The sequence below is a fragment of the Achromobacter sp. E1 genome (assembly GCF_037039475.1).
GTDB lineage: Bacteria > Pseudomonadota > Gammaproteobacteria > Burkholderiales > Burkholderiaceae_B > Achromobacter > Achromobacter mucicolens.
On the sequence record NZ_CP146253.1, the window covers coordinates 4,540,718 to 4,556,429 of the forward strand.

A 15,712-nucleotide genomic window follows, 5' to 3' on the forward strand; every position below is an offset into this window, starting at 1 on the left:
CAGAATGCTTTCGGCCTCAGGCGGACCCGGCGCGGCGCAGCGCACCTGCGCCGCCCGCTCGCGAGCCACACGAGAGGATCGTAATCGTTTTGGCTATTGTTCGGCGAGCCAGGAGATCAAGGCGTCGTCAAAGGCGCGGACGGCGCCTGCCTGCTCGTGGTTCACGATGCTGACGACCACGTAACGCTTGCCGCTGGCGCCCAGCACGTAACCGGCGATCGAGCGCACGTCGCGCAGCGAGCCGGTCTTCAGGTGGGCCATGCCCAGCGTGCCGTTGCCCTTCAGGCGGCGGCGCACGGTGCCGTCCACGCCGGCGATGGCGAAGGACGAAATGTATTCCGGCATCACCGGCGAATTCCAGGCCACGGTCAGCATCGACGCCAGGCTGTCCGCCGACACGCGGGCGTCGCGCGACAGGCCGGCGCCGTTGTCGATGACCAGTTCCGGCATGTCCAGCCCCTGCTTGGCCAGAAGCTGCTTGGCCACTTCCTCGCTGCTGCCGACGGTGGCCGGACGGCGGCCGCGCTCGGCGCCCAGCGTCAGCAGCAGGGTGCGCGCCATGACGTTGTTGCTGCGCTTGTTGATCTGGCGGATCGCCTCGGCCAGCGTGGGCGAGTCGTGCGAGGCCAGCACCACGGCGTCGGCCGGCACCATGCCGGACCGGACCTGTCCCTTGAACGTGCCGCCCAGCTCCTTCCAGAGCATGCGGAAGACTTCGGTGGCGTATTCGGGCTGGGACAGCGCCAGGCGATACAGGCTGAACTCGCCGCAGGAACCGGCCACCTTGCCGTTGACGCGGATGGTGACGCCCTGCTGGGTAATGAGGGGGTCGGTCGTGACCACCGGCGGGCCGGGACAGCGCACGTCGCTCCATTCGACCTGGCCTTCGATCTTCAGGCCGGGCAGCGGCGGATCGATCAGCGGCACCCACTTGTTGGCGACCGGGTCCGGCGTGAACAGCAGCCGCAGCGCGCCAAAGCCCACCATCAGCGCGTCCGGGCTGGCGTTGTAAGCCCGGTCGGGCGCGCCGTCGAACGCGCCCGGGTCGGTGGTGACCTGGCCGAAGATGCTGCGGTCGATCACGAGATCGTTGATCTGCTTGACCCCGCGCAGCCGCAGTTCGCGCAGCAGCGTCCACAGGTCCTGCATCAGGAATTGGGGATCGCCGCCGGCCCGCAGGTACAGCGGCCCGGCCAGCACGCCCTTGGCGTCGGGACGCGCGCCGGGCGCCGTCATGAATTCGGTGCGCCAGACGTAATTGGGCCCCAGCTCGGACAGCGCCGCCCAGGTCGTGACCAGTTTCATCACCGATGCGGGATTGCGGGCTTCCTTCGCATTGAGCGCCACGAGCCGCGGGCCGCCGACCTCCTGGACCACCAGCGACAGCGAACTTTCCGGCAGCTTGCTCGCCTTCCAGGCCTTGACCACGTCGGGCGGCAGTCCCGGAACCTGCGCAAAGGCGGCGTGCGCGGCCAGGGCCAGGACACCGCCGGCCAGCCATTGCTTCAGTCCGCCCACCCGCCTGATCACTTGTCCCATCATTGCACGCCCACCCGGTTGCTCGTCCAGCAAAACCGAGAGCATACAAAACCTGGACGGATTGCGGGCGGCGCGAGGCCGCCCCGAAGGCCGGAGCAGACGCATTTAACTGCGCAAGCCGCCGTTCCGCCCCTATTAACGGTCCCCTTTACAATAGCGGGTTGCCCCAAGCCCGCCAGACGGGCGCCACTCATCCCGATATCCGCGTGACCCAGTCCTTCACCGTTTCCGATTTCGACTACGAACTGCCGCCCGAGCTCATTGCGCAGACGCCCGCCGCCCAGCGCACGGGCAGCCGCCTGCTGCACCTGGATGCCGCCAGCCAGCTCCATGACCGCCAGTTCGCCGACCTGACCTCCCTGCTGCGTCCGAACGACCTGCTGGTGTTCAACGACACCCGCGTCATCAAGGCGCGCCTGCCCGGCCACAAGATCACCGGCGGCAAGATCGAGGTGCTGGTCGAACGCATCACCGAGCCCGACCGCGTCCTGGCGCACGTGCGCGCCAGCAAGTCGCCGGGCCCCGGCATGGTGCTGCGCCTGGCCGACGCCTTCGAGGCCACCGTGCTGGGCCGCGAGGGCGAACTCTTCGACATCCGCTTTCCGGGCCCCGTGCTCGACCTGCTGGACGCGCACGGCGCCACGCCGCTGCCGCCCTACATCACGCATGCGGCGGACGCGGGCGACGACGACCGCTACCAGACGGTCTACGCGCGCGAACCCGGCGCGGTCGCCGCGCCCACGGCTGGCCTGCACTTTGACCAGCCCACGCTGGATCGCCTGGCCGGGCTGGGCGTGGCCCGCGCCTTCGTCACGCTGCACGTGGGCGCCGGCACCTTCCAGCCAGTGCGCGTGGACAACCTGGCCGACCACGTCATGCACGCGGAATGGTTCACGGTGCCCCAGGCCACCGTGGACGCCATTGCCGCGGCCCGCGCCCAGGGCGGACGCGTGATCGCCGTCGGCACCACCAGCGTGCGCGCCCTGGAATCGGCCGCCGCGCAGACCGAGGGCCACACCGCCCCCGGCGTCCCGCTGGCCACCGCCCAGGGCGACACACGCCTGTTCATCACCCCGGGCTACGCGTACCGTGTGGTAGACGCGCTGGTCACCAATTTCCATCTGCCCCAGTCGACCCTGCTGATGCTGGTGTCGGCGCTGGCCGGCGTCGAGCCCATCCGCCGCGCCTACGCCCACGCCGTCGCCGCGCGCTACCGCTTTTTCAGCTATGGCGACGCCATGTTCATCGAAACCCCTGCCCAATGACCGGACTCAACTTCGAACTGCTCGCCACCGACGGCGGCGCCCGCCGCGGCCGCATCACGCTGAACCACGGCGTGGTCGAGACTCCCATCTTCATGCCGGTGGGCACCTACGGCAGCGTCAAGGCGATGATGCCGCACGAGCTCAAGGAAATCGGCTCGCAGATCGTGCTGGGCAACACTTTCCACCTGTGGCTGCGCCCGGGCACCGAAATCATGGAAAAGCATGGCGGCCTGCATGGCTTCATGCAGTGGGACAAGCCCATCCTGACCGACTCGGGCGGCTTCCAGGTGTTCAGCCTGCAGGGCATGCGCAAGATCACCGAGGAAGGCGTCAAGTTCGCCTCTCCCATCGACGGCGCGCGCCTGTTCCTCACGCCCGAAGAGTCGATGCGCATCCAGCGCTCGCTCAACTCCGACATCGTCATGGTGTTCGACGAGTGCACACCCTATGAAATCGACGGCCGCCCCGCCACCGTCGAAGAGGCCGCCCGCTCGATGCGCATGTCGCTGCGCTGGGCGCGCCGCTCGCGCGACGAATTCGACCGTCTGGGCAACCCGAATGCGCTGTTTGGCATAGTGCAGGGCGGCATGTACGAGTCGCTGCGCGACGAATCCCTGGCCGGACTGCAGGACATCGGCTTTCACGGCTACGCGATCGGCGGGCTGTCGGTGGGCGAGCCCAAGGAAGACATGATGCGCATCCTGGCGCATGTCACGCCCAAGCTGCCCGCGCAGGCGCCGCGTTACCTGATGGGCGTCGGCACCCCCGAAGACCTCGTCGAGGGCGTGAGCCGCGGCGTCGACATGTTCGACTGCGTGATGCCGACCCGCAATGCGCGCAACGGCTGGCTGTTCACGCGCTTCGGCGACGTCAAGATCCGCAACGCCAAGTACCGCGACGATACCCGTCCGCTGGACCCGAGCTGCAGTTGCCACACCTGCGGCAATTTCTCGCGCGCATACCTGCACCATCTGCAGCGCGCCAACGAAATTACCGGCGCGCGCCTGAACACGCTGCACAACCTGCACTTCTATCTGACTATCATGAAGGAAATGCGCGAGGCCATTGCAGAAGGCCGTTTTGACGCCTGGCGCGCCCAGTTCGCCGCGGACCGTGCCCGCGGCGTGGAGTAGTCCGGTAAAAAAGCCGCCGCCGGGGGCTTTTTCCGGCGGGTTTCGCCCCCATTTGACCAGGCACGCCGCCGTAGCAGGCGACCGCCGCCCGGCGCCTGGGATGACGCCCTAGTTAAAGGCTGGCGATAACCTATATACAATAGTCGGCTTGCCCTATCCATGGCTCGCGCGGGGATGGGCGCATCAAAAACATAGCGATAAACCCAAACAGACTCAAACGCAGGAGAATTCAATGTCCGTTATCGATACCGCCAGCCTCGTCGTGGCCCAGGCCGCCGCTCCCGAAGGCAATGCGCTGATGGGCATGCTGCCCATCATCCTGATGTTCGTGATCCTCTACTTCCTGATGATCCGTCCGCAGATGAAGCGCCAGAAGGAACACCGCAATCTGATCGCGGCCCTGGCCAAGGGCGACGAAGTCGTCACCGCCGGCGGCCTGCTCGGCAAGGTCACCAAGGTCAACGACAGCTACGTCACCGTCGAAGTCTCCGAACTGGCCGACAAGCCCGTCGAAGTCATCATGCAGAAGTCGTCGGTGTCGACCGTCCTGCCCAAGGGAACCATCAAGGCCCTGTAAGCGTCCCAGAAGAGCCCCAGCGGGGCTCTTGTCCTAGAAGGCGCCTACCGCCGCCCGCCGCGTTTCGCCCGGGCGGCCCTTTCATCTCTTTCAATGAAGTAGCCGGCAATGAACCGCTATCCCCTCTGGAAGTACATTACGGTCCTGGTCGCGGTCCTCATTGGCCTGCTGTACACGCTGCCCAATTTCTACGGCGAGTCCCCCGCCGTCCAGGTGTCCAGCGCCAAGGCCACCGTCAAGGTCGACCCGACCGTGCTGGCGCGCGTGGAACAGATCCTGGCCGATGCCAAGATTCCCAACGACGGCGCCTATTTCGAACTGAACGGCACGCTCGGCACCGTTCGCGCCCGCTTCCCGTCGACCGACGTGCAGTTGCAGGCCCGCGACCTGATCGAAAAATCGCTCAATACCGTTCCCGGCGACCCGCACTACACCGTGGCGCTGAACCTCTTGCCCGCCTCGCCGCCCTGGATGCGCGCGCTGGGCTGGTTCGCCCCCAAGCCCATGTACCTGGGCCTGGACTTGCGCGGTGGCGTGCACTTCCTGCTGCAGGTCGACATGCAGGGCGCCCTGACCGCCCGCTATGATTCCCTGGCTGCCGACGTGCGCTCGGTGCTGCGCGACCAGAAGATCCCCGTGGCCGGCGTCGAACGCTCCGGCATGGGCATTGCCGCCACCTTCGCCAATTCCGACGACCGCGACCGCGCCATCTCGACGCTGCGCTCGCGCCTGCCCGACCTGGAATTCACCGAACGCGAAGAAAACGGCAAGCAGCTGCTGATGGCCGCCCTGAACCCGGCCGCCGTCACCCGCGTGCAGGATTCCGCGCTCAAGCAGAACATCAACACGCTGCACAACCGCATCAACGAACTGGGCGTGGCCGAGCCGGTCATCCAGCAACAGGGGTCGGACCGCATCATCGTGCAATTGCCTGGCGTGCAGGACGTGGCCAAGGCCAAGGAACTGCTGGGCCGCACCGCCACTCTGGAAATCCGCATGGTCGACGACTCCCCCGCCGCGCAGGCCGCGCTGCTGGGCGGCAGCGTCCCCTTTGGTCTGGAGCGCTACAACGACCGTGACGGCCGTCCCATCCTGGTCCGCCGCCAGGTCATCCTGACCGGTGAAAACCTGCAGGACGCCCAACCGGGCCGCGATTCGCAGACCCAGCAGGCCGCCGTCCACCTGACGCTGGACTCCAAGGGCGCCCGCATCTTCCGCGACGTCACCCGCGACAACATCAACAAGCGCATGGCCATCCTGCTGTTCGAAAACGGCAAGGGCGAAGTGGTCACCGCGCCCGTCATCCGCGGCGAAATCGCGGGCGGCCAGGTGCAGATCTCGGGCAGCATGACGTCCGAGGAAGCCGCCGACACCGCCCTGTTGCTGCGCGCCGGCGCGCTGGCCGCGCCGATGTCCATCATCGAGGAACGCACCATCGGCCCGAGCCTTGGCGCCGACAACATTTCCAAGGGCTTTAACTCGACGCTGTACGGCTTTTTGGCCATCGCCGCGTTCATCATCATCTACTACCACCTGTTCGGCGTGTTCTCCGCGATCGGCCTGACGTTCAACGTGCTGCTGCTGCTGGCGCTCCTGTCCATGCTGCAGGCCACGCTGACCCTGCCCGGCATCGCGGCCATTGCGCTGACACTGGGCATGGCCATCGACTCGAACGTGCTGATCAACGAGCGCATACGCGAAGAACTGCGCTCGGGGGCCACACCCCAGCAGGCCATCCATCAAGGCTTCGAACGCGCGTGGGGCACCATCCTCGACTCGAACCTGACCACGCTGATCGTGGGCCTGGCGCTGCTGGCGTTCGGTTCGGGCCCGATCCGGGGCTTCGCGGTGGTTCACTGCCTGGGCATCCTGACCTCGATGTTCTCGTCGGTCGTGGGCGTGCGCGCGCTGGCCAATCTGTACTACGGCCGCAAGAAGAAGCTCACCTCGATCTCCATCGGCGAAGTCTGGAAGCCGAAGGCAAACTGAAAATAAGGCGGATGGCCCCGGCCGTCCGCCACAGAAAAGAACCGAAGGCGAAAAATGGAATTTTTCCGGATTCACCGCACCATCCCGTTCATGCGCCATGCGCTGGTGCTGAACATCATCAGTCTCGTCACCTTCCTGCTGGCGGTCTTTTTCATCGTCACCCGCGGCTTTCACCTGTCGATCGAATTCACCGGCGGCACGGTCATGGAAGTCAACTACGCCCAGACGGCGCAGCTTGAAAACGTGCGCGGCGTGGTGTCCAAGCTGGGCTACACCGACTTCCAGGTCCAGAACTTCGGCACGTCGCACGACGTCATGATCCGCCTGCCCCTGCAGGAAGGCCAGACGTCCGCCACGCAAAGCGAAACCGTCATGGCCGCGCTGAAGACCGCCGATTCAGGCGTCGAACTGCGCCGCGTCGAATTCGTGGGCCCGCAGGTCGGTCAGGAACTGCTGCACAACGGCCTCATGGCGCTGCTGGTCGTGGTGATCGGCATCATGGTCTACCTGGGCTTCCGCTTCGAATGGAAGTTCGCGGTGGCCGGCGTGATCGCCAACCTGCACGACGTGGTCATCATCCTGGGCTTCTTCGCGTTCTTCCAGTGGGAGTTCTCGCTGGCGGTGCTGGCCGGCGTGCTGGCCGTGCTGGGCTACTCCGTGAACGAATCCGTGGTCATCATGGACCGGATCCGCGAAAACTTCCGCAAGTACCGCAAGGCGGACGTGCACGAAGTCATCAACAGCGCCATCACCCAGACCATCTCGCGGACCATCATCACCCACGGTTCGACCCAGATGATGGTGCTGGCCATGCTGTTTTTCGGCGGCCCCACCCTGCACTACTTCGCCATGGCCCTGACCATCGGCATCTGGTTCGGCATCTACTCGTCGGTGTTCGTCGCCGCCGCGCTGGCCATGTGGATGGGCGTCAAGCGCGAAGACCTGATCAAGCCGGTCAAGAAGGAAGGCGAGGAAGGCGAAGTCGCCTGATCGCCCCGGCCCTGACACCAAGAACCCGTCGCTTGCGACGGGTTTTTCTTTTGGGGCACGGGCAGGTGCGGCGAGCACGAATAGTCCACCCTACCGTTTTTGGTTAGTTTGTCCGATCCCCCGCCACGGCGGTTGATTTATATATCCGAACAGGTATATCGTGTGGGCAGAAAAACCCAAGCTTCTCTACTGGGAAGGATCTTCCAGAAAGGACTTCAAGGCGTTCCCGCTCCCCGTGCAAAAGCGAATGGGAATGTCGCTGTACACCCTGCAATGCGGCCGTTGGCCCGATGCTGCAAAAGCCATGAAAGGGCTGGGGCCGGGCGTTTATCAGCTTGCCGAAACTGAGCGAGGCAATGCGTATCGGACTGCCTACGCAATGAAGATCGGCACCGCCATCCATGTACTGCATGCATTTCAGAAAAAATCCAAGTCGGGCATCAGCACGCCCCAGACCGACCTTGATCTCATATCAAGCCGGCTGAAGCGTGCAATGGTTCGGCAACATCCCCACCGGAGCGCTCCATGACCCGCACGCCCCATCCCGGCACGCAAAATGTGCTCTATAACCTTGGCTTTGACGACGCGGCCGAGTTGACCGCAAAGGTCCAGCTGGCCATCAGGTTCAACGATTTGATCGATCAGCGTGCCCTGAGCCAGCGGGAGGTCGCTGCGCTGACCGGAATGACGCAACCCAAAATCTCTCAAATGCGGCGGTACAAGCTCCAGAACATTTCCTTGGAACGGGTGATGCAGGCGCTGGTATCGCTGGATCAGCATGTTGAAATCCGTGTGCGCAAAGCCCGCCGGTCTGACGCGGCCGGCATCTCCGTCGCGGCTTGACACAAACACCGAACCGGACGAACGAGCGCCCATTCGTTACCATGCCCCTCATGAAACTCACCATCGACCACCTCGTCATCGCCGCCGCGGACCTCGCCAGCGGTACCGAATATGTCGCCGGACTGCTGGGCATCGCGCCGCAGGGCGGCGGCGCGCATCCGCGCATGGGCACCCATAACCGGGTGCTGGGCATGGCGGACGGCGTGTATCTGGAAGTCATCGCGATCGATCCCGACGCGCCGGCGCTCGAGCGCCCCCGCTGGTTCGGGCTGGACCAGGGCGACGTGCGCGCGCGTCTCGAACAGGGACCGTTCCTGGCGCACTGGGCCGCGCGTGTCGAGGCGCCGCTGGACCTGACGCGCATGCAGGCCGAGCACCCTGACCGGCTGCCGCCCGCCATCGCCATGACGCGCGGCGACCTGCGCTGGCGCCTGACCGTGCCGGAAGACGGCAGCCTGCCGGCGTGGCGCGAGGCCGGCTACGAAGCCGGCGAAGGCCTGCTGCCCACGCTGATCCAATGGGACGTCGAGAATCCGCCGGGTGCGACCCTGCCGCGCCAGCCGCTGCGCTTGCTCCGCCTGACCGGCTGCCATCCCCGCGCCTCGCTGCTGCGCCAGGGGTTGGCGTGGATGGGCGCGGAGAGCCTGATCGACGTCGAGCAGGCCGACGGCCCGCCCCGCCTGCGTGCGCAGATCGAAACGCCGTCCGGGGTCAAAGTGCTGGCCTGACACGCACGCGCCGGCCCCGTTTTAAACCGGCATTCCGTCACCGGACGGAAAAAAGGCCGCGGATTCCGCGGCCTTGTCTGCTTCCCAAGCCCTGCCTCAGGCTTTCTTCCACCAGCGCCACGGGGCGCGCAGCGGCCATTGGTACTTGCTGCCGAGCACCCGGGGGGCCAGATAGTGGCCGACCAGCACGGCGATGCCGCCGGCCGTCATCACGTCCGACAGATAGTGATCCAGGTTCACCAGCCGGCTGATCGCCACCAGCGCCGCCAGCAGCAGAAAAATCCAGCGCCCGCGGGGTGCCAGGATGCCCAGCACCACCGCCACGGCAAAGGCGGCGTAGGTGTGGCTGGAAGGAAAGGAATTGAACTGCTGGGCGCGGGAAAACGATTCGCCCAGGCCGTAGATGCCCTGTTCGAAATACAGCTCGGGGCGCGCGCGGGCCACGGTGCGCTTGAGTACCAGCACCACCAGCCCGCCCACCGCCATCGTCGACAGCATCAGCAGGCTGCCACGTGCCATGGCGGCATAACTGACGCGCAGCGGATTGCGCCATCCTCGCGCCAGACCCACCAGACCGATCACGTAGAACGCCAGCGCCATGACGATGTAATGGCCGCTTTCACCCAGCTCGCCCACCCATTCAAACGACTGGTCCACGCCAGCCGACACCGATTGCTGGATCCAGATCGCGAGCGGCAGGTCGACCCACAACGCGCAGGCAGCCGCGGCCAGCGCCAGTGCGCCTGCCAGCAGCGCCCACACCGACGTGGGATAGGGATTTCGGTATTCGTCCTGGACGGCGGAACCGGCGTCGCCATCGAGGGACGGAGTGGCTGCCGCAGGCGTGAGGCGATTGGAATTCATCGGTTCCGCACGAGCATAAAAAGGAGATCTTGCCGGCGCCACCCGGCGCTCGGACCGCTATCGTAACGGCCAACGCGCGCCCGACCAAGAAACAATTTTTGGGCAAGGGTTAAAATTCCGCCTTTCCCCTCTTTCCAGCCCCCGGGATCTACACCCGTCACGGCGACCATCATGCAAGAAACTTCTCTCAAGCGCGCGGGCAATGTCCCCGGCGAAACCCGCGACGGCGGCTCCCCCGTCCTGCCTTCGGCCGTTCACGGCGCCGGCTCCCCCCGCAAGCTGTACATCCGCACCTTCGGCTGCCAGATGAACGAGTACGACTCGGACAAGATGGCAGACGTGCTGCGCGAGGGCCAGGGCGGGCTCGAACTGACCGACAACCCCGAAGAGGCGGACGTCATCCTGTTCAACACCTGTTCGGTGCGCGAAAAGGCGCAGGAAAAGGTGTTTTCGGACCTGGGCCGCGTGCAGCACCTGAAGAAGACCAATCCGAACCTGGTCATCGGCGTGGGCGGCTGCGTGGCCAGCCAGGAGGGCGAAGCCATCGTCAAGCGCGCGCCGTACGTCGACGTGGTGTTCGGCCCGCAGACGCTGCACCGCCTGCCCGACCTGATCAAGCGCCGCCGCGACGAAGGCCGCTCGCAGGTCGACATCAGCTTTCCCGAGATCGAGAAATTCGACAACATGCCGCCGCCGCGCGTCGACGGCGCCACGGCGTTCGTGTCCATCATGGAAGGCTGTAGCAAGTACTGCAGCTTCTGCGTCGTGCCTTACACGCGCGGCGAAGAGGTCTCGCGTCCGTTCGACGACGTACTGATCGAAGTGGCCGACCTGGCCGACCAGGGCGTCAAGGAAGTGACGCTGCTGGGCCAGAACGTGAACGCCTACCGCGGCCGCATGACCGATTCCGACGAGATCGCGGACTTTGCGATGCTGCTGGAATACGTGCACGAGATCCCCGGCATCGAGCGCATCCGCTACACGACGTCTCACCCCAAGGAAATGACCCAGCGCATGGTGGACGCCTACGCCCGCCTGCCCAAGCTGGTCTCGTTCCTGCATCTGCCTGTGCAAGCCGGCAGCGACCGCGTGCTGGCCAGCATGAAGCGCGGCTACACCACCCTGGAATTCAAGTCGGTGGTGCGCCGCCTGCGCGCCGCCCGCCCGAATCTCACGCTGTCCTCCGACTTCATCGTGGGCTTTCCCGGCGAGACCGAGGAAGACTTCGAAAAGACGCTCAAGCTGATCGAGGACGTCGGCTTCGATACGTCGTTCTCGTTCGTGTATTCGCGCCGCCCGGGCACGCCCGCCGCCGACCTGACGGACGACACCCCGCAGGACGTGAAGCTGCGCCGCCTGCAGCGCCTGCAAGCGCTCATCAACGAACAGGCGGCAACGATTGCCCGCAACATGGTGGGCACGCGCCAGCGCCTGCTGGTGGAAGGTCCCTCGCGCCGCGACCCGAACGAACTCATGGGCCGCACCGAAAACAACCGCATCGTCAATTTCCCCGCGCCCGCGCGGCTCATCGGACAAATGGTCGACGTCATCATCACCGAGGCGCACACGAACTCCCTGCGCGCCCGGGTTGCCGACGTGGACCGCACATCGCAAGAGGCTGAATGACCACTCCCCGCTCCCGCGCGCGTCGCAGCATGCCCGTCATCGTCACCCTGGACGGCGACAACACCCACCTGGCCAACCTCTGCGGCCCCCTGGACGAAAACCTGCGGCAGCTTGCCGACGGCATGACGGTCAAACTGTCGCGCCGCGGCAGCCGCGTCACCATCGAAGGCGAGCGGGCCGAACTGGCTAGCCGCATCCTGCGCCGGTTCCACGAACAGGCCGTGCACCGCGCCCTGTCCATCGACGACATCCAGCTGGGATTGGTCGAGATCGGCGTGGGCCGCCAGGAAGACAAACTCAAGGAAGAGCAGGCCCAGGAACTCGATGCCCTGCCCTCCCTGGACGACGAAAGCGACGGCATCGCACTGCGCACCAAGCGCAGCGACCTGCGTCCGCGCACACCGCGCCAGCGCGACTACCTGAACAACATCCTCAAACACGACATCACGTTCGGCGTCGGCCCTGCCGGCACGGGCAAGACCTGGCTGGCCGTGGCCTGCGCCATCGACGCCATGGAGCGCGACACGGTGCAGCGCCTGGTGCTGACCCGCCCCGCCGTCGAAGCCGGCGAACGCCTGGGCTTTCTGCCCGGCGACCTGGCGCAGAAGGTCGATCCGTACCTGCGCCCGCTGTATGACGCGCTGTACGACCTGATGGGCTTCGAAAAGGTGCAGCGCCTGTTCGAGAAGCAGACCATCGAGATCGCGCCGCTGGCCTACATGCGCGGGCGCACGCTGAACCACGCCTTCGTCATCCTGGACGAGGCGCAGAACACGACGCCCGAGCAGATGAAGATGTTCCTTACGCGCATCGGCTTTGGCAGTAAGGCGGTCATCACCGGCGACCCCTCGCAGGTCGACCTGCCGCGCGGTCAGGTCAGCGGGCTGGCGCATGCGGTGAAAGTGCTGCATGACGTCCAGGGCATCGCCACCACCAAGTTCACCAGCCGCGATGTCGTGCGCCACCCCCTGGTCGCCCGCATCGTCGACGCCTACGACCGCGCCGCCGAAGATGAAGCCTGAGCTGTCCCTGTCCGTGCAGTACGGGGTCGAGGAAGCCCGCCTGCCCCGTTGGCGCCTGCGCCGCTGGGCCGAACGCGCGCTGGGCGCCGCCCATGAAGACGGCCTGGTCGCGTTCTCGGCCGCCGAACTCAGCCTGCGGCTGGTCGGCGCGGCCGAAGGCCGCCGCCTGAACCGCGACTTCCGCGGCCGCGACTACGCCACCAACGTGCTGACCTTCGAGTACGGCGTCGACCCGCTGGGCGTGGCCCGCGGCGACATCGTCATGTGCGTGCCCGTGCTGGTGCGCGAAGCCCGCGAACAGCGCAAGCCCTTGCTGGACCACGCCGCCCACCTCACCATCCACGGGGTGCTGCATTCGCTGGGCTACGACCACATCAAGGCGCGCGAGGCCAAGCGCATGGAAGCCCTGGAAACCGCCACCCTTGCGCAAATGGGCATTGCCGACCCCTACGTCGCCGCCTGAGCGCAGCGGCTCCGGGTCAACCCTGAGAAATTGCCGGAAAATGGCGTGCAGCAAGGCGCAGATCGCGTCCAATGCACCCATTTTCCCGGTTGGCGTTACAAACGATGGGCCAGTATCGGTTATGCTGGCTCCTCCATAACTTGTCCTTCCGGACGATGTCTGACCCTTACCCTGCTCCCGAAGCGACTTCCGCTCGCTCTGCCAAACCCGCCACCAAATCCCTCCTAGACCGCCTGCTTTCCCTTGTGCGCCGAGAGCCCGAGGACCGCGAAGGCATCAAGGCCGTCCTCGAAGCCGCGCACGAGCGCGATCTGCTCGACGCGGAGTCGTACAAGATGATCAAGGGCGCGCTAGCCGTGTCCGAGGGCACTGTCGGCGACATCATGGTCCCGCGCTCGCGCATGGATCTGCTCGATGTCACGCAGCCCATTCCCTACCTGGTGGCCTCGGTAATCGAAACCGCGCATTCGCGGTTCCCCGTCTACGAGGGCGATCGCGACAACATCATCGGCATCCTGCTCGCCAAGGATCTGCTGCGCTGCATGCTGGAACCCAACATCGAAGTGCGCTCGCTGGTTCGCCCGGCCGTGTTCATTCCCGAATCCAAGCGCCTGAACGTGCTGCTGCATGAGTTCCGCGCCAGCCGCAACCACCAGGCCATCGTCATCGACGAGCACGGCGGCATTTCCGGGCTGGTCACGATGGAAGACGTGCTGGAACAGATCGTCGGCGACATCGAAGACGAGTTCGACGAAACCGAGGAAGACTCCATCTTCCCTGAAGGCGAAAACCAGTGGCGCGTGCTCGCGGCCACCGACATCTCGCACTTCAATGAAGTATTCGGCTGCCACTTGCCCGACGACGAGTACGACAGCGTCGGCGGCTGGATGGGCGGTCAGCTCGGCCGCATCCCGCGCCGCGGCGACCACGCCGACATCGAAGGCCTGCGCCTGGAAGTGGCGCGCGGCGATGCCCGCCGGGCCATCTGGCTGCGCGTCAAGCGCCTTGCCGCTCCGCAGTCCGCAGCACCCGCCAACGACGCATGACCAGCACTGCGCGCAGCCGAATCCTGCGCGGCGCCGCCGGCCTCGTGCTGGCGGGCGCCGTCCACGCCCTGACCTTTGCCCCCGGCCCGCTGCCCGGATGGGCGCTGGCGTTCACCCAGCTCGCCGCGCTGGCGGTGCTGGCCCGCGTCACGCTGTACGCCCCGTCTGCCCGTCAGGCTTGGCTGCGCGGCTGGCTATTCAGCTTCGCCAGCTATGCGCTGGGGCTGTACTGGATCTTCATCAGCCTGCACCGCTACGGCGATCTGGCCGCGCCGCTGGCCGTTGCCGCCGTGCTGGCGCTGTCGGCCTTCCTGGCCCTGTTTCCCGCCACCGCCAACGCGCTGGCGCGCCGCTACGCGCCGCTTGCCCCGGACGCCACGCCCTCCCGCATCCTGACCGCCACGCTGGCCTGGGCCGCGATGTGGGCCGCGTTCGAATGGCTGCGCGCGGTGTTCCTGACCGGCTTTCCGTGGCTGAATATCGGCTACGCGCAGGTCGACAGCCCCATCGCGGGCTGGGCGCCGCTCGTCGGCGTGCACGGCATGGCGTTCCTGGCCGCGTTTATCGCGGCCGCCGCCGCGAGCCTCTGGCAGCCCTCCCGCAAGGCCGGCGTGGCCCCACGCCACGCGCTGGCCGCCGGCATCGCACTGGCGCTGGCCGGGGCGGGCTGGCCGCTGTCGCGCATCGACTGGTCGGCGCCCGTGGGCGACCCGCTGAACGTGCGCCTCGTGCAGGGCAACATCGGACAATCCCAGAAATTCGATCCGGCGCTTCTCGAGCAGAGCGTGCGGCGCCACCTTGATCTGACGGCCATGCCGCCCGCGCCCGGCGTGCCCGCGCCGCAACTGATCATCCTGCCCGAAACCGTGCTGCCCATCTTCCAGGATCAGCTCGATCCGCGGGTCTGGGAGGTCTGGCGCGACCTGGCCCGCCAGCGCAACACCGTCATCGCGATGGGCGTGCCGCTGCACGATCGCGTGGACGGCCGCGAACGCTACACCAACAGCGTCATCGGCTTTGACGGCGCCACGCCGGTCGAACAGCTGCTGGGCGGCAATACCGCCATGCGCTACGACAAACGTCATCTCGTGCCGTGGGGCGAGTACGTGCCGCCCGGCTTTCACTGGTTCGTCGAGATGCTCAACATTCCGCTGGGCGACTTCGACCGGGGCGGCGAACGCCAGACACCCTTTGCCGTCGGCGGCCAGCACATCGCCTTCAACATCTGCTACGAAGACCTCTTCGGCCCCGACCTGCTGCCCGCCTTGCAGCCCGGCCCCAACGGCGAGCCGGGTGCGACCATCCTGGTCAACGTCAGCAACCTGGGCTGGTTCGGCGACAGCTGGGCGCTGCGCCAACACTTGCAGATCGGCCGGCTGCGCACCATCGAAACCGCGCGTCCGATGCTGACCGCCACCAATACGGGCATCACCGCTGCCATCGATGCGAAGGGCCACGTTGCCGCCCAGCTCGCGCCGCTGCAGGCGGGCGTGCTGCCCGTCTCCGTCCAAGGCATGACGGGGCTGACGCCCTACGCGCGTTTTGGGGACAAGACCGCGCTCGCGCTGATCGGCCTGGCCCTCATCGCCGCGGTGGGCAGCGCCCGCCGCCCGCGCCGCGGCTGATC

15 protein-coding genes are annotated in these 15,712 nt (G+C 66.4%); 13 read left to right on the forward strand and 2 right to left on the reverse strand.

The genetic code is table 11. From position 1 onward, the window contains the following. Nucleotides 1-93: 93 nt before the first annotated feature. Nucleotides 94-1,542 (reverse strand): D-alanyl-D-alanine carboxypeptidase/D-alanyl-D-alanine-endopeptidase, encoded by a 1,449-nt coding sequence (gene dacB, locus V6V88_RS21105; protein ID WP_338616207.1) that lies wholly within the window; start codon nt 1,540-1,542, stop codon nt 94-96. A gap of 203 nt (nt 1,543-1,745) precedes the next feature. Between dacB and queA the strand changes: the two genes are divergently transcribed. The 8 genes from queA (at nt 1,746) to V6V88_RS21145 (ending at nt 9,064) form a co-directional block, all read left to right on the forward strand. After that, nucleotides 1,746-2,804 (forward strand): tRNA preQ1(34) S-adenosylmethionine ribosyltransferase-isomerase QueA, encoded by a 1,059-nt coding sequence (queA, locus tag V6V88_RS21110; protein ID WP_062838793.1) that lies wholly within the window; start codon nt 1,746-1,748, stop codon nt 2,802-2,804. After that, nucleotides 2,801-3,937 carry a tRNA guanosine(34) transglycosylase Tgt gene (gene tgt / locus V6V88_RS21115; protein ID WP_062838759.1) on the forward strand — a complete coding sequence of 379 codons (1,137 nt, stop codon included), beginning with the start codon at nt 2,801-2,803 and terminating at the stop codon, nt 3,935-3,937. The genes queA and tgt overlap by 4 nt, the downstream gene beginning before the upstream one ends. Before the next feature lie 232 nt (nt 3,938-4,169). After that, entirely contained in the window at nt 4,170-4,514 is a 345-nt protein-coding gene (gene yajC / locus V6V88_RS21120; protein WP_042794815.1) for a preprotein translocase subunit YajC, read from the forward strand. Nucleotides 4,515-4,622: 108 nt separating this feature from the next. Next, on the forward strand, nt 4,623-6,503 hold the full coding sequence (gene secD, locus V6V88_RS21125) for a protein translocase subunit SecD (RefSeq protein ID WP_062838758.1): 1,881 nt from the start codon (nt 4,623-4,625) through the stop codon (nt 6,501-6,503). Between the two features lie 54 nt (nt 6,504-6,557). After that, nucleotides 6,558-7,493, forward strand: coding sequence for a protein translocase subunit SecF (gene secF, locus V6V88_RS21130; protein WP_105240232.1), 936 nt, complete (start codon nt 6,558-6,560; stop codon nt 7,491-7,493). 253 nt (nt 7,494-7,746) lie between these two features. Beyond that, the gene (locus tag V6V88_RS21135) at nt 7,747-8,022 is read left to right on the forward strand and encodes a type II toxin-antitoxin system RelE/ParE family toxin (protein ID WP_338616213.1); all 276 of its coding nucleotides are present in this window, start codon (nt 7,747-7,749) and stop codon (nt 8,020-8,022) included. Further along, nucleotides 8,019-8,336 (forward strand): helix-turn-helix transcriptional regulator, encoded by a 318-nt coding sequence (locus V6V88_RS21140; RefSeq protein WP_338616215.1) that lies wholly within the window; start codon nt 8,019-8,021, stop codon nt 8,334-8,336. The genes V6V88_RS21135 and V6V88_RS21140 overlap by 4 nt, the downstream gene beginning before the upstream one ends. A gap of 50 nt (nt 8,337-8,386) precedes the next feature. After that, nucleotides 8,387-9,064, forward strand: coding sequence for a VOC family protein (locus V6V88_RS21145; protein ID WP_338619668.1), 678 nt, complete (start codon nt 8,387-8,389; stop codon nt 9,062-9,064). 96 nt (nt 9,065-9,160) lie between these two features. Here the strand turns inward: V6V88_RS21145 and V6V88_RS21150 are convergent, their stop codons facing one another. Further along, on the reverse strand, nt 9,161-9,928 hold the full coding sequence (locus V6V88_RS21150) for a phosphatase PAP2 family protein (RefSeq protein ID WP_338616217.1): 768 nt from the start codon (nt 9,926-9,928) through the stop codon (nt 9,161-9,163). Between the two features lie 171 nt (nt 9,929-10,099). On the opposite strand from V6V88_RS21150, the gene miaB reads away from it, so the two are divergent. The 5 genes from miaB (at nt 10,100) to lnt (ending at nt 15,710) form a co-directional block, all read left to right on the forward strand. Then, the gene (gene miaB / locus V6V88_RS21155; protein WP_338616219.1) at nt 10,100-11,554 is read left to right on the forward strand and encodes a tRNA (N6-isopentenyl adenosine(37)-C2)-methylthiotransferase MiaB; all 1,455 of its coding nucleotides are present in this window, start codon (nt 10,100-10,102) and stop codon (nt 11,552-11,554) included. Beyond that, nucleotides 11,551-12,576, forward strand: coding sequence for a PhoH family protein (locus V6V88_RS21160; RefSeq protein WP_062838754.1), 1,026 nt, complete (start codon nt 11,551-11,553; stop codon nt 12,574-12,576). Before miaB ends, V6V88_RS21160 begins: the two co-directional genes overlap by 4 nt. Next, nucleotides 12,566-13,039 carry an rRNA maturation RNase YbeY gene (gene ybeY, locus V6V88_RS21165; protein WP_056326604.1) on the forward strand — a complete coding sequence of 158 codons (474 nt, stop codon included), beginning with the start codon at nt 12,566-12,568 and terminating at the stop codon, nt 13,037-13,039. The genes V6V88_RS21160 and ybeY overlap by 11 nt, the downstream gene beginning before the upstream one ends. 155 nt (nt 13,040-13,194) lie before the next feature. Beyond that, entirely contained in the window at nt 13,195-14,085 is an 891-nt protein-coding gene (locus V6V88_RS21170) for a transporter associated domain-containing protein (RefSeq protein WP_338616221.1), read from the forward strand. Next, complete coding sequence (gene lnt, locus V6V88_RS21175) at nt 14,082-15,710, forward strand: apolipoprotein N-acyltransferase (protein ID WP_338616223.1); 1,629 nt, start codon at nt 14,082-14,084, stop codon at nt 15,708-15,710. Before V6V88_RS21170 ends, lnt begins: the two co-directional genes overlap by 4 nt. Nucleotides 15,711-15,712 lie beyond the last annotated feature (2 nt).

Bases quoted from the DNA above. Each gene is read 5' to 3' on its own strand.
- dacB (WP_338616207.1), bottom strand. From the start codon at position 1,542: ATGATGGGACAAGTGATCAGGCGGGTGGGCGGACTGAAGCAATGGCTG.
- tgt (WP_062838759.1), top strand. From the start codon at position 2,801: ATGACCGGACTCAACTTCGAACTGCTCGCCACCGACGGCGGCGCCCGC.
- yajC (WP_042794815.1), top strand. From the start codon at position 4,170: ATGTCCGTTATCGATACCGCCAGCCTCGTCGTGGCCCAGGCCGCCGCT.
- secD (WP_062838758.1), top strand. From the start codon at position 4,623: ATGAACCGCTATCCCCTCTGGAAGTACATTACGGTCCTGGTCGCGGTC.
- secF (WP_105240232.1), top strand. From the start codon at position 6,558: ATGGAATTTTTCCGGATTCACCGCACCATCCCGTTCATGCGCCATGCG.
- V6V88_RS21135 (WP_338616213.1), top strand. From the start codon at position 7,747: ATGTCGCTGTACACCCTGCAATGCGGCCGTTGGCCCGATGCTGCAAAA.
- V6V88_RS21140 (WP_338616215.1), top strand. From the start codon at position 8,019: ATGACCCGCACGCCCCATCCCGGCACGCAAAATGTGCTCTATAACCTT.
- V6V88_RS21145 (WP_338619668.1), top strand. From the start codon at position 8,387: ATGAAACTCACCATCGACCACCTCGTCATCGCCGCCGCGGACCTCGCC.
- V6V88_RS21150 (WP_338616217.1), bottom strand. From the start codon at position 9,928: ATGAATTCCAATCGCCTCACGCCTGCGGCAGCCACTCCGTCCCTCGAT.
- miaB (WP_338616219.1), top strand. From the start codon at position 10,100: ATGCAAGAAACTTCTCTCAAGCGCGCGGGCAATGTCCCCGGCGAAACC.
- V6V88_RS21160 (WP_062838754.1), top strand. From the start codon at position 11,551: ATGACCACTCCCCGCTCCCGCGCGCGTCGCAGCATGCCCGTCATCGTC.
- ybeY (WP_056326604.1), top strand. From the start codon at position 12,566: ATGAAGCCTGAGCTGTCCCTGTCCGTGCAGTACGGGGTCGAGGAAGCC.
- V6V88_RS21170 (WP_338616221.1), top strand. From the start codon at position 13,195: ATGTCTGACCCTTACCCTGCTCCCGAAGCGACTTCCGCTCGCTCTGCC.
- lnt (WP_338616223.1), top strand. From the start codon at position 14,082: ATGACCAGCACTGCGCGCAGCCGAATCCTGCGCGGCGCCGCCGGCCTC.